The sequence below is a fragment of the Flavobacterium sp. WC2430 genome (genome assembly GCF_040822075.1).
GTDB lineage: Bacteria > Bacteroidota > Bacteroidia > Flavobacteriales > Flavobacteriaceae > Flavobacterium.
The window spans coordinates 22,070-35,731 of sequence record NZ_CP162007.1; the positions used below are offsets into that span (position 1 = coordinate 22,070).

The 13,662-nt window shown below is 32.6% G+C and carries 13 protein-coding genes; 9 read left to right on the forward strand and 4 right to left on the reverse strand.

The window, feature by feature from the left end; genetic code table 11:
- Positions 1-263: 263 nt before the first annotated feature.
- A complete protein-coding gene (locus AB3G36_RS00120) occupies positions 264-1,670 on the reverse strand; it encodes an APC family permease (RefSeq protein WP_367754816.1) in 1,407 nt (468 codons plus the stop codon).
- Between the two features lie 366 nt (positions 1,671-2,036).
- On the opposite strand from AB3G36_RS00120, the gene AB3G36_RS00125 reads away from it, so the two are divergent.
- The 3 genes from AB3G36_RS00125 to AB3G36_RS00135 all read left to right on the forward strand — a co-directional run bounded on the left by AB3G36_RS00125 (position 2,037) and on the right by AB3G36_RS00135 (position 4,606).
- Entirely contained in the window at positions 2,037-2,768 is a 732-nt protein-coding gene (locus AB3G36_RS00125; protein ID WP_367754818.1) for a hypothetical protein, read from the forward strand.
- A 36-nt stretch (positions 2,769-2,804) separates the two neighbouring features.
- Positions 2,805-3,557, forward strand: a complete 753-nt coding sequence (locus AB3G36_RS00130) for a hypothetical protein (RefSeq protein ID WP_367754819.1) — start codon at positions 2,805-2,807, stop codon at positions 3,555-3,557.
- A 77-nt stretch (positions 3,558-3,634) separates the two neighbouring features.
- The gene (locus AB3G36_RS00135; RefSeq protein ID WP_367754821.1) at positions 3,635-4,606 is read left to right on the forward strand and encodes a tetratricopeptide repeat protein; all 972 of its coding nucleotides are present in this window, start codon (positions 3,635-3,637) and stop codon (positions 4,604-4,606) included.
- A 65-nt stretch (positions 4,607-4,671) separates the two neighbouring features.
- Here the strand turns inward: AB3G36_RS00135 and AB3G36_RS00140 are convergent, their stop codons facing one another.
- Entirely contained in the window at positions 4,672-4,899 is a 228-nt protein-coding gene (locus tag AB3G36_RS00140; RefSeq protein WP_367754823.1) for a CDGSH iron-sulfur domain-containing protein, read from the reverse strand.
- Positions 4,900-5,039: 140 nt separating this feature from the next.
- Between AB3G36_RS00140 and AB3G36_RS00145 the strand changes: the two genes are divergently transcribed.
- From AB3G36_RS00145 to AB3G36_RS00165, 5 genes are all read left to right on the forward strand, one after another.
- Entirely contained in the window at positions 5,040-5,639 is a 600-nt protein-coding gene (locus AB3G36_RS00145) for a GNAT family N-acetyltransferase (RefSeq protein ID WP_367754825.1), read from the forward strand.
- A gap of 155 nt (positions 5,640-5,794) precedes the next feature.
- Positions 5,795-6,658 (forward strand): NAD(P)-dependent oxidoreductase, encoded by an 864-nt coding sequence (locus tag AB3G36_RS00150; RefSeq protein WP_367754827.1) that lies wholly within the window; start codon positions 5,795-5,797, stop codon positions 6,656-6,658.
- Positions 6,659-6,674: 16 nt separating this feature from the next.
- On the forward strand, positions 6,675-7,055 hold the full coding sequence (locus AB3G36_RS00155) for a PH domain-containing protein (protein WP_367754829.1): 381 nt from the start codon (positions 6,675-6,677) through the stop codon (positions 7,053-7,055).
- A gap of 33 nt (positions 7,056-7,088) precedes the next feature.
- On the forward strand, positions 7,089-7,457 hold the full coding sequence (locus AB3G36_RS00160) for an iron chaperone (protein WP_367754831.1): 369 nt from the start codon (positions 7,089-7,091) through the stop codon (positions 7,455-7,457).
- Positions 7,458-7,546: 89 nt separating this feature from the next.
- The gene (locus AB3G36_RS00165) at positions 7,547-8,005 is read left to right on the forward strand and encodes a VOC family protein (RefSeq protein ID WP_367754833.1); all 459 of its coding nucleotides are present in this window, start codon (positions 7,547-7,549) and stop codon (positions 8,003-8,005) included.
- Between the two features lie 229 nt (positions 8,006-8,234).
- Here AB3G36_RS00165 and AB3G36_RS00170 read toward each other — a convergent pair whose 3' ends face one another.
- Positions 8,235-9,662: a LysM peptidoglycan-binding domain-containing protein gene (locus AB3G36_RS00170; RefSeq protein WP_367754834.1), complete on the reverse strand. Its 1,428-nt coding sequence runs from the start codon at positions 9,660-9,662 to the stop codon at positions 8,235-8,237.
- 283 nt (positions 9,663-9,945) lie between these two features.
- On the opposite strand from AB3G36_RS00170, the gene AB3G36_RS00175 reads away from it, so the two are divergent.
- On the forward strand, positions 9,946-11,289 hold the full coding sequence (locus tag AB3G36_RS00175; protein WP_367754836.1) for a kelch repeat-containing protein: 1,344 nt from the start codon (positions 9,946-9,948) through the stop codon (positions 11,287-11,289).
- A gap of 71 nt (positions 11,290-11,360) precedes the next feature.
- On the opposite strand, the gene AB3G36_RS00180 is transcribed toward AB3G36_RS00175, so the two are convergent.
- Entirely contained in the window at positions 11,361-13,622 is a 2,262-nt protein-coding gene (locus AB3G36_RS00180; protein WP_367754838.1) for an aconitate hydratase, read from the reverse strand.
- Positions 13,623-13,662: the final 40 nt, after the last annotated feature.

The window sequence follows — 13,662 nt, forward strand, 5'->3', positions numbered from 1 at the left end:
GGTTGGAATTTGTAATTGCAGATTTTTAGTTTTTAGTTTTTAGTTCAAGTTTTAGATTTAAAGAGTATTGCAATCCAACCTGTATCAAATAAAAAATCCGTTTCGATTAATTTCGAAACGGATTTTTTTATTTTTATTAAAAAGAAAATAGAAGCTTGAATCAAAAAAAAAATCATGAAGCATAACAGATACTAATCTTTTGATTCTTCCCCCTTGATTCTTACTTTTTTTTCTTGATTCTAACTTCTTCTCTCTATATTAACCTACTCTTTCGCTTTTGTCAAATAATAAACTGGAATACCAATTAACATAATCAATACACCCCAGCCACTTGTACTCGTTTTAGTGTAAAGCAAAGCAATACAAATTGCACTAGCAATAATAATGTACAATGCTGGTATAAATGGATATCCAAAAGCTTTATAAGTACGTTCAGCATCAGGTAATTTTTTACGTAAAATGAAGATTCCCAAAATAGTCAAGATGTAAAAAATCAAAACAATGATGACTACAAAGTCTAATAAATCACCATATTTTCCAGTTAAACACAAAGCCGAAGCCCAAACACATTGTGCCCAAATAGACCAAGCAGGAACACTTGCTTTATTCAATTCAGCTGCTTTCTTGAAGAAAACACCATCTTGCGCCATCGTATAATATACACGCGCACCCGCCATAATCAATCCGTTATTGCAGGCAAAAGTCGAAATCATAATCATCACCGCAATAATCAAAGTTCCTATAGAGCCAAAAATATATTGAGAAGCCACAACGGCTACCCTATCTGACTCGGCTGTAGCGATTTCTTGCAAAGGTACTACTGCTAAATACATCAAGTTGGCTAAAATATAGATCACACTTACAATCAAAGTTCCTAAGAACAAACTCAATCCTACATTACGTTTTGGATTTTTAATTTCAGCAGCAATAAAAGTTACTCCTTCCCAAGCCACACTAGAAAACATGGATCCTACCAATGCAGCCGATATTCCCGATATCAAAGCCGTTCCACTGATTGGCATCCAAGAACCGCTTGCCACATCTAGTGATTGCGATGTCCAGGCATTGGCCCAGTTCGCATCCCAAACCTCGGCTTTAGCAGCAAAAAAACCAAAAAGAATTAATCCCGCCAACGATAAAATCTTAATAACTGTAAGTACCGTTTGTAAAATCTTAGAGTTTTTTACCCCACGACTGTTGATATAACTCAATAAAATAATCGTAAAAATAGAAACCAGTTGGGCTGCATTCAGTTTAAAATTCCCTATTTCATATAGGATGTTTTTATCACTAAACGACGGAAATAAATAGGCAGCAAACTTGGAAAAAGCTACACCCACGGCAGCAATCGTTCCGGTTTGAATCACTGCAAAAAAGCTCCAGCCATATAAAAACCCAATTAATTTACCGTATGCTTCCTTAATGTATACGTATTGACCGCCCGCTTTAGGAAACAAGGCACTCAACTCGCCATAACTCACTGCAGCAATCACCGTAATGACACCCGTAAGCACCCACATGGCAATCAACCATCCGGCCGAACCCAATTGACGAACCATATCAGAACTCACTATAAATATTCCCGAACCTATCATCGATCCCACCACCAGCATGGTTCCGTCTAGCAGGCCGAGTTCTCTCTTAAAATCGTCTTGGTTATTGTCTTGCATATTTGTTTTTGGTTTTAATGGTTGGCTAAAGATATACTTTTTTTCTAAAAACTTTAAGGTATCCTTAAAACTTACGTTTATTCTTTTTGGCGTGTCCTTGTTATAGAAAATTTCAGCAAAATAACTGCTTAAGTGCGGCAACAAGGTCAGGCTATCCGTTTCAATCTCCCTGAAAAACGGGAGGATTTCCACTGCTATCCTTCACGCAACACAAACATATAATTACTTAATTTACAATTTAGTAAAAATTGAACTCTAAAAAATGATTTGATTAAATAACAAGAAAAAACGCACTCAAGACATCGATTTGAAGATGAAATTTATATATATTTGATTAAAGCTTTAAGGTAATTACAACTTTAGATGATGAAAGTGTACAGAAAAAAAAGACAACATAATAAACCAACTTTTCCAAAAGTGACACTTCATCAACTTGACTGGTTGGAGTGGATTTCAATTGGGCTTTGTATTTGGTTTTGGTTTTATCCTCATCCATATAAATTAGTTTTTGGTTTAGTTCTTTCGTTACCTATAATTGGACTCATTATAAACGGACTCTCAAAACCAAACCTAGCTTCATTAGTTTCAATTACAAATCAGAAAGGCGAAGAGAAATACGATCTTGCTGACTTTATAGAATTTCCTGGGCTTATTATTTTTATTAGGGTTTTAATTGATTACGAATTTGAAAGTTTTTTTAGCATATTAAAAGTAGGTACTATTAGTTTTCTTTTATTGCTTGTTATACTTGGAACAACTCATAAACTTGTCCATAAAACGAATCCTAATATAGTACTAATTTATCTTACAGTTGTAGGTAATATTGCTATATATAGTTATGCAGCAACGTACGGAATTAATTGTGTTTTCGACAATTCCATCCCGAAAATTTATCAGGCTAAAGTAATCAACAAATCAATAAGCAGTGGAAGACGAAGTACAACATATTATTTTAGAGTTGAACCTTGGGGGCACCATCGTGATGCCGAAAATATATCAATAACAAAAACTCAATATAATGAAACAGAAATTGGACAAACAGTTTCAATTGATTTCAAAGAAGGTCTTTTAAATATACCTTGGTATTACATTGAATAATAATCTTATAACAAAAAACTAACCTCCATCTAACCTATGAAAAAAATAATTGCAATTTCAATATTACTATTTAGCCTAAAATCTTTATCACAACAAATAGACACAATTAAGCTTTCTGAAATAAAATTATGCGAATTAACCTTCGACAATCTAAAACAAAAAGACGCTACAATAATTCAAGTCAAGTTAGATGAAATGGACTTATGTACAGATGGCTTTGTACAAGATGAAAGATTTGAGAATCTAATTGGCTACGCCTCTATACTATATCCTGGTGTAATTTTTCAAAAATACAAATCAGATTTAAATACAATTGCAAAAATTCACTTAACCAAAGACTTTAAAGGATATTTACCTGATGGAAATTATGTTGACTTAAAGTATTTAAAAGCAAAAGATGTTCTTATAAAATATGATAGTTTGAATGTTTGGACTTCTAGAGGTTGTTCTGATTATTTAGGAATAAATAAAAGCAAAGCGCTTTACTTTTATGTAAAACTAAATAAGAAAAAAGAACCTCGTTATCCAATAGACTCAAAATACTACTCAGAACAGCAAATTGAAGGAATTGATATTGTTTCAGATTGTTACTCATTTAACAAAAAAGACAATCCAACAATTCAACCACTTTACATTCTTGATGGAAAAGAAGTGAATGAAGATATTTTGAGAGCAATTAAACCAGAAGATGTTGAGTCTATTAATGTTTTAAAAGATAAAAGTGCAGTTGACAAATATGGAGAAAAAGGAAAAAATGGCGTGATTGAAATATTTTCAAAAAGCAAATAATATAATTATTCCTGCAAAAAACAAATTAGCCTTCAAATAAAATTAGCTCAATATTTAAATTAATATTAATCAAATCTATGAAAAAATTAATACTACTACTCCTTGTACTTTCTTTTTATTCCAACGGAATAGCTCAAGAAACTAATAAAAATACTACAGATGCACTTTTAAAAGAATTAGCCAATAACGGTTGCAAATGTGTAGACTCAATAAACGTTTACAACAAAGCAAATGATATAGTAGCAAAAGAAATTAGTAAATGTATTGATGAACAAACTGGAGCACTTCAACTAGGTAAAAAACTAATGAATATCGAAGACTTGAAAAAAAATGCCAAAGAGAAAGAAGGCAAAAAACAAGTGGATATTTCAATTGATTTTAACAAAAATTCAGAAGAGTATAAAAAATCTTATTACGAATTAGAACGGTATATGATGAGTAATTGTAGCTCTATAAAAGACAAAGTGGCGTCAACTGAAAAACAAAGTACAAAATCAGTATCCGAGAACAAAATAGCTCTCGAATTCTATTCCAAAGGATTAAAAGAATCCAAAAATAAAAATTTCGAAAAAGCAATCGAATATTTTGAAAAAGCAGTAAAAGAAGATCCTGAATTTGCATTTGCTTGGGATAATTTAGGTATTAGTTATAGACAATTAAATAATTTTGACAAAGCCATTGAATCGTATTCAAAATCGTTAGAACTAGACCCAAATGGATTAATGCCTTTGCAAAATATTGCTATTGTATATCAATATAAAAAAGAATATTCTAAAGCCATAGAAGCCTATGAGAAATTAGCTAAAGTAGACAACAACAATCCTGAAGTTTTTTATGGCATAGGAAATGTTTACACAACAAACCTAAAGGATTACGAAAAAGGATTAGATAATATGTGCAAAGCCTACAATCTATACATCGATCAAAAATCACCTTATAGAACTGACGCCGAAAAAATTATTAATATCATTTATTCTGAAATGAAAAAACAAAGTAAAGAAGAACAATTCAATAAAATACTGGCAGACAATCACATTTCGCAAAACTGAAGCATTTAAAAAGAGCTGCGTTTTCTAGATAACACAGCTCTTTTAATTTTATTTCAATCTAAATATTATTTCGATTTCATTGGCGGTAAATCAAACGCAGCTGATTCATGGTCAAAACCGTTGCGGTGTGAACCATCGCAAAAAGGTTTGTTAGATGACAATCCGCAACGACAAAGTCCTAATGCTGTTCTTCCTTCTAATCCGTATACTTTTCCTTCACTATCCATTATTTCAAAATCTCCCTCTATCTTAATAGAACCGTTCTTGTTGATTATTAATTTTGTCTTGCTCATAATACTATATATTTCTTTTGTGTTCAAAGATTGTAAAATAAAATATACAATTTTGTATTCGTGGGTATTTTTTATAATTTAAATTCCTAATTTACATCAATTCTATTTTATATAAAGTGTACTTAAATTCAATTAAAGACATGAAAAATGAACCTTTAGATACTGATTTTTTGGCTTCTTTACAATTTCAACCTTTAACCAAAAAGAATTGGAATCAGTTTGTACAATTATTTGGTAACAATGGGGCTTGCGGAAACTGTTGGTGCATGTATTACCGACTTAAAAAAAGTGATTTTGATGAAGGAAAATGCAATGATGGGAATAAAGAAGCGATGAAAGAACTTGTGTGGGACAATCAACCCATGGGAATTTTAGCTTTTTATGAAGATATTCCCATTGCTTGGTGTGCCTTTGCTCCAAGAGAAGACTTCTCCAAACTGGCAAGGTCTAGAGTACATAAACCTATTGATGACAAATTAGTTTGGTCCATTCCCTGCACTTTTATTGCTAAAAAATTCAGACGCCAAGGTGTTTCTGTCGCGCTATTAAAAGGGATTGCAAACTATGCCAAAACAGTAGGTATAAAAATCTTAGAAGCGTATCCTACTATTCCCACTCAAGAAAAACTCCCCGATTCTTTTGCCTGGATTGGGTTATATAAATCATTTGAAAGAGCTGGTTTTGAGATTGTCGATAGAACTTCTAAGAATAGACCGATGGTTCGCTATTATATCGAATAACAAAATCATTTAATTTTTAAAACACGATAATAATTATAATTTATTACTGAAAAATAAACGGTAAATTAGTGCTTCTTTTCTGAGGTTTATAGAAAACCTCTATGCTCAAATAAAAATCAGATTATTTTTTTTAAAAACAAATTAGCGCTATAAAAATGAATACATTAAAATTAGGATGGATAGGCCTTGGAAACATGGGGAATCCAATGGTAATGAACTTGCTAAAAGCAGGTTTTGAGGTAACTGTTTTCAACCGTACCAAAGATAAAGAAACACCATTAATTGAAGCAGGTGCTACAACAGCAAATAGTCCACAAGAACTGATGGAAAAATGCGATGTTGTCATTACTATGTTATCCAATGATGCTGCAGTAAAAGAAGTTTTTGAAAGCCCAACGGGTTTATTATCCAAAGAGTATCCTGCGAAAGTTATTATCAACATGAGTACCGTTTCGCCTGAAACATCTCGTTATCTGGCAAGCAGTTGTAGTACCCATAATGTCCATTTTATAGATGCTCCAGTTTCAGGAAGTGTTAAACCTGCTCAAGATGGAACACTAGTAATTCTTGTAGGTTCAAGTACTACCGATTACGAATTAGCAAAACCTATATTTGACGTTTTAGGTAAAACTGCAATACACGTAGGGGAAGCGGGTGTAGCAAGTTCAGCTAAACTAGCGATTAATTACCTTTTAGGACTCAACCTACAAGGATTAGCCGAAACCGTATTGTTTGCCGAAAGTAATGGAGTGAGCAAAGAAGACATGTTAAACATAATTAATGCTGGTGCGTGTGGCAACGGAATTACCAATATAAAAGCACCTTCTATCTTAAATGATTCCTACCCTGCCACCTTTGCATTGAAACATCTAGTTAAAGATTTACGATTAGCCAAAGAAGCGGGACTAGATTCTCCATTGATACATCCATTATTTAATAGTTATGCTGCAGCAGAAAAAGAAGGATTAGGAGATCAAGATGTAATGGCAATTTTAAGTAGTTTAAAAAATAAACAATAATTTACAATAAAAATATATGGGATTATTTTCAGCGCTTTTGGGTAATGCAGGAACTGTAAGCCAAGAACAATTAATGAAAGAATACGGTCAACTTTTAATTGATGGAGAAGAAATAGAAATGGGTTTTAAACTCATTCGAGACACTTTTATTTTTACCACCAAACGACTAATTCTAGTGGACAAACAAGGTTTAACCGCAAGTAAAACCGAATACAAATCAATATCCTATAAAAGTATTTCAAGATTTAGTGTTGAAACAGCCGGAACATTTGATCTTGATGCCGAACTTAAAATTTGGGTCTCTAGTGAATTGCAGCCTAGCATCAGAAAACAGTTTAATAAATCAGTGAATGTATATGAAGTACAAAAAGTATTGGCGCATCATGTTTTAAAGTAATACCTAAAAAGAAGTTTACCTAGATTTTAAAGTATGGAACGTGCGCAAAAAAATATAGATAGTTATATCAAAGATTTTCCAAAAGAGATACAAATTATCTTGGAAAAAATGAGAGAAACCATTCGAAATAGCGCTCCCAAAGCAAAAGAAACTATTAAATATGGTATTCCGACTTTTACTCTGCATGGCAACTTGGTACATTTTGCAGCTTTTAAAAATCATATTGGTTTTTATCCTACACCAGGTGGTATAGATGCTTTCAAACAAGAACTTTCAATATACAAAGGTGCAAAGGGATCTATTCAGTTTCCTTTTGACAAAGAAATACCCTATGATTTAATACGCAAAATTGTTGATTATAGGGTAAAAGAAAATGAAATGAAGAGCCCTACAAATAAATAAAAGTGCAATACCATTAAATTAACTATCTAGTATACTAGCAAATAATCCCGATTCATTTAAAAAATTATTACTTTAGTAAAAAAAATATCATGAAAAAATTAGGTTTATTATTACTTGTACTTGTAGGTTCTGGTTCGCTTTGGGCGCAGGAATCTAATTTCTTTTCACTAACATTAAATCACGACGCCATATCGGTTAAGGATGTAAACCGTTCGGTTGATTTTTATAAAAATGTATTGCACCTTCAAGAAATTACGAATCGCACCGAAAAAGAAGGAATTCGCTGGATGTCATTAGGTGATGGGAAAGAACTACACCTTATTTCTACTATCAAAGAACCTGTTGTTATTAATAAAGCAGTGCACATTGCATTTACAACTCCGGAATTCGATCATTTTATGAATGTTTTAAAAGAAATGAAAATTACGTACTCTGATTGGGCAGGTTCGTTGAACAAAATTAGCATTAGAGCTGATGGGATTCAACAAGTCTACATTCAGGACCCTGATGGATACTGGATTGAAATAAATAGTGCTGAAAAAATATAAACTATTTTCGTGGCACTACACCAATAGCCCTGATGCAAGTGAAAGCATTATGAAATTGCTTCCCCTCTTTTTCTTGAACTAGAAGAGCGACTAAAAGAAGCTCCTTTTAGGGCATTAGAAAAAAGGGAAGAAATAAAATAAGGCTGCAACGGCAGCAGGAAAAAGCTCCATAAAAAAACTCCCAAGTGACCTTGAGAGTTTTTTTTATATATCTAATATATGATTTATATTACAAAACACGATTGATTTGAGTTAACTTCTTACTATAATACTTTTCTTTTATCGAAGAAATAATAACTCCGCCGCCTACAGAAGCGTGGATGAATTTAATATCTCCATCATTTACTTCGACTACCATTCCAACATGATTAATTTGTCTTCTTCCATTAGTTTTAAAGAAAATTAAATCTCCTTTTTGTGCATCTTCATTGTTTATTTTAACACCATAACGAGACTGCTCAATAGAAGTTCTAGGCAAATCGATATCAAATGCACCAAAAGTAGTACACATTAGACCGGAACAATCAAAACCCTCTTTTGTAGTTCCACCTGTGCGGTAGCGAGTCCCTATATTTTCAGAAGCGGTTGAAACTAATTGATCTAGAAAATCAGTTCCGTGAAAACCTTTAACATTATAATCTGGGGTTTGTGACGTTTCTGCAATTACTTCTTTTACTATAACTGGTTCCGCAATTTTAAGGCTACGAATTGACAATTTATAGCCTACAGGTAGTCTTTTTACTATTTTAGGATTTTGTCTTTCTAATTCTTTAACTGAAATACTAAACTCTTTTGCTATTCCATATTTAGTTTCTTTAGGTAAAACTTCACGGGTTATTACTGAAGTTTCAACTATTTTATTATCTAATACAACTGGCTGAACAGGGTCTAAAATTACTTTTTCAGTTACTGTTTTATTATTATTATTATTATCAACAGTTGCGATTGGCTTAGTACTATTTTCTGGTTTCACAGGAATAATAATCTTTTGACCAATTTTTAATGCTTCTGTCTCCAATATTGGATTTGCTTTGTCTAAATCGGCAACCGTAATTCCATATTCTTTAGCAATAGCATACTTCGTTTCACTAGGTTGTATCTCACGAACAATTCCATCAAAAGGAGCTTCAGCAAAAATTGAATTTGTTTCTGTTTCTTTTTTTGATGGTGTTTTTTCGGGAACTGTTGTTTTTGGATTTTCTTTTACTGATTGTTGAACAGCTACTTGTTGCGTTGTAGTATTTAGTTCGTTTCCAGGAATAGTAATTTTTTGTCCTTTCTTTAAACCTGATTTTTCAAGTGTTGGATTGCTTTTGTATAGATCATTGACCGTAACTCCATATTGTTTAGCAATACCGTAAAGTGTTTCTTTGGAAAGAACTGTATGTGTTTTTTCAGGAAAATTGGTAGTAATTTCGGTAGTTGCAATTTTACCTTTTACTGTCGTTGAAGGAATTAATAGAACGGTGTGAAACTTTATCCCTTTTTTGGCATCAGGATTAAGTTCATAAATAGCACTTGTCTTGACATGGTATTGTTGTGCTATTTTAGTAATTGTCTCTCCTTTAGAAACGGTATGTTTTGTATACTTTTCTTGCGAAAAAGAACTGAGCCCAGTTAAAAATACCATCCATAAAATCCAATTACTATACCTCATAAAATACATTTAAACGCTACATACAAAAAACAACACCTTAATTACCAGCAATATAAAAAAAACTTTAATAAAAATCAATTATTTATTATACTTTAAATTATAAAAAATCAAAAAAATCATTTGATAAAAGCGAATTTAACCAATTAATACAAATATCGTATTTTTTTAACAACTCTTTATATAGAATTTAACAAACCACAAAAATTAAAAAAACTTTTTAAAATACAGTCATATTATCCTTACTTTTAATTCTAAAATAGAATCTCATATTAAAATTAATGCTTTGAAAAAATTAATACTCCTTTTTACATTTTCCTCTTTACTTACGTACGCACAAAATATAAAAGGAGTTGTCCTAGATAAAAACACAAACCTAGTTATTGAGGATGTCAATATTACATCCCAAAAAACAACGGCAACTACATTAACGGATGAAGACGGCAAATTTAACTTAAAATTAAAAAATGAAATTCAATATAATGATTCTATCTATTTTTCGCATATAGGTTATATTACAAAAGGAATTCTTATTTCAGAATTCAAAAAAAATAATTTTTCTATCCAACTAGAAACTGAAATTGAAAATTTAAAAGAAACGACTATATACAGTACCAAAAATTTAAAAAGTAAAATTAGCTTCACCAAGTTAAGCAACTTAAAAAAAGGGATTTACTCTTTTGGCTCTGTATTAATTGATGGTAAAATATACGTAATTGGTGGTGATACTTCATTTGAATCAGATGCTTTCAAAAAATTGCAATACGAAAACCCCGACTTTACTTTGGAAGATTATATGAGAGAATTAGCTACGCAGTTCAGTGGTACTGCATTTTCAGGCAATTTATATATTTACAACATAAAACAAGATTATTGGGAAAAATCAACAGCTGACTTCAGAAAAAGAGCGTATCATAATCTTAATTATTATGACAATAAAATATACGTAATAGGTGGCAGAAGAAGATCTAGAAATGGTGTCTATGATTATTTAGAAAATACTATTGAAGTATACGATTTGAAAAATAAAACAATTGAAATTGATAAAACAAATCCACACCAAGCCACCAATTTTTCTTCATTTACCTATAAAGATAATATAATCCTCTTGGGAGGATCCACAAAATCAAATGAAAAAGGGGAGAAAATATATTCGAAAGAAGTTCACAACTATGATACTAAATCTGGATATTGGTACAAACTAGAAGACATGCCTACTGCAAAGGAAACATCCGGTGTTCTAGTAGGAGACAAAATTTATTTAATTGGTGGCTACGACAATAAATCATTAACAGAAATTACAACTCTCAATTTACTAACTGGAAAGTGGGATACAGTTGGCAATCTACCATATGCAATGGGAAAACCTGCTTTGACAGTAAATAATGATACAATATATATATTCGAAAACGGAAAAATTATCACATTGGACATCAATTCCAAGATTTTAAAGGAATACTTAATTGACTTACCCATGAAGACTTCTCAATTGTATTTCTATAATGATACTATATATTTACTTGGGGGTTCAATAGAAAACTATTATTCGAAGAGCCCATCTGCTAATCTTTACAGTATTGATCTAAATGAATTTACTAATACAAAAATTTACCACTTCAAAACTTTATAACCTGATAAGATTACAAACAAAAAACGCTCTGTTTTCACAGAGCGTTTTTAAATATATAATAAAACTAAAAATTAAGCTTCAGCTGCAATTAAGTTTAATGCTGATCCAGCAACATACCAACCAATTTGCCCTTCATTGTATGTATGGTTAGCCAAGATAATATCTTTACTTCCATCAGCATGAACAAATTCTATTGATATTGGTTTCGCTGGAGCAAAATCGACTAAATCAATAAAGTTGATTGTATCATCTTCTTGGATTTTATCGTAATCTGCTTCATTAGCAAAAGTCAATCCTAAAAGTCCTTGTTTTTTAAGATTCGTTTCATGGATACGAGCAAATGATTTTACTAGTACTGCTTTTACTCCTAAGAAACGAGGTTCCATTGCAGCATGCTCACGAGAAGAGCCTTCTCCATAGTTATGATCTCCAACAACAACGGAAGGAACTCCAGCTGCTTTGTATGCACGAGCAACTGCAGGAACTGCATCATATTCACCTGTTAATTGATTTTTAACTGAATTTGTTTTTTGTGTGTACGCATTTACTGCACCAATCAACATATTATTAGAAATATTATCTAAATGTCCACGAAAACGCAACCATGGTCCAGCCATAGAAATATGGTCCGTTGTACATTTACCAAATGCTTTAATAAGCAATTTAGCTCCTGTAATATTTTTTCCGTCCCACGCATCAAATGGAGCTAATAATTGTAGTCTATCAGATGTTTCACTAACCACTATTTTAACACCAGAACCATCGGAAGCAGGCGCTTGAAATCCATTATCATCAACATCAAATCCTCTTTTTGGTAATTCATCACCATAAGGAGCTTTCAATTTAACTTCTTCTCCATTATCATTCAATAAAGTATCCGTTAATGGATTGAAATCTAATCTTCCTGAAATTGCTAACGCAGCTACCATCTCTGGTGAAGTTACGAAAGCATGTGTATTTGGGTTACCATCTGCTCTTTTTGAGAAGTTACGGTTGAAAGAGTGCACAATTGTATTTTTCTCCTGTTTATCAGCTCCTGCTCTATCCCATTGTCCAATACATGGTCCACAAGCATTTGTAAATACTTTTGTACCCATTTTTTCAAATGTAGCAATGATACCATCTCTTTCAATTGTAAATCTAATTTGCTCTGAACCTGGATTAATTCCAAACTCCGCTTTTGGAGTAATTCCATGCTCAACCGCTTGATTTACGATAGATGCTGCACGAGCCATATCTTCGTAAGAAGAGTTGGTACAAGAACCAATTAATCCCCATTCTACTTTTATAGGCCATCCATTTGCAGCAGCTTCTTCTTTCATTTTAGAAACTGGAGTACCTCTATCTGGAGTAAAAGGACCATTAATATGTGGTTCTAATTCTGATAAATTTATTTCAATTACTTGGTCAAAATAGTGCTCAGGATTAGCATAAACTTCAGGATCGCCTGTTAAATAATCAGCCACTTTATCAGCAGCATCCACTACATCTTGACGACCCGTTGCAGATAAATACCTACGCATAGAATCATCATAACCAAATGTTGAAGTTGTAGCACCAATTTCGGCACCCATATTACAAATTGTACCTTTACCAGTACAAGACATATTAGTAGCACCTTCACCAAAATATTCAACAATAGCACCCGTCCCCCCTTTTACAGTAAGAATATCAGCCACTTTTAAGATTACATCTTTTGGTGCTGTCCAACCAGATAACTTTCCAGTTAACTTAACACCAATTAATTTAGGAAATTTTAATTCCCATCCCATTCCGGACATTACATCAACGGCATCAGCTCCACCAACACCTATTGCCAACATACCTAATCCACCTGCATTCACAGTATGAGAGTCAGTACCAATCATCATTCCGCCTGGAAAAGCATAATTCTCCAAAACGATTTGATGAATAATCCCGGAACCAGGTTTCCAGAATCCAATACCGTATTTATTTGAAACAGAAGAAAGGAAGTCAAAAACTTCACTTGACTGTTGTTTTGCTACTGCTAAATCTTTCTCAGCACCTACTTTCGCCAAAATTAGGTGATCACAATGTACCGTTGTAGGCACCGCTACCGTTTTCTTACCTGCATGCATGAATTGCAACAAAGCCATCTGAGCAGTTGCATCTTGACAAGCTACTCTATCTGGAGCAAAGTCAACATAATCAACTCCTCGTCCGTACGCTTGCTTTGCCTTTCCGTCCCACAAGTGGGTATATAAAATTTTCTCTGTTAAAGTTAGCGGACGACCCACTACCTCGCGTGCAGCATCAACACGAGTAGCCATGTTGTCATACACTTTTTTAATCATATCAATATCAAAAGCCATAATATATAAGTGTTTTGTTGTTCAATTTTAAACACCACAA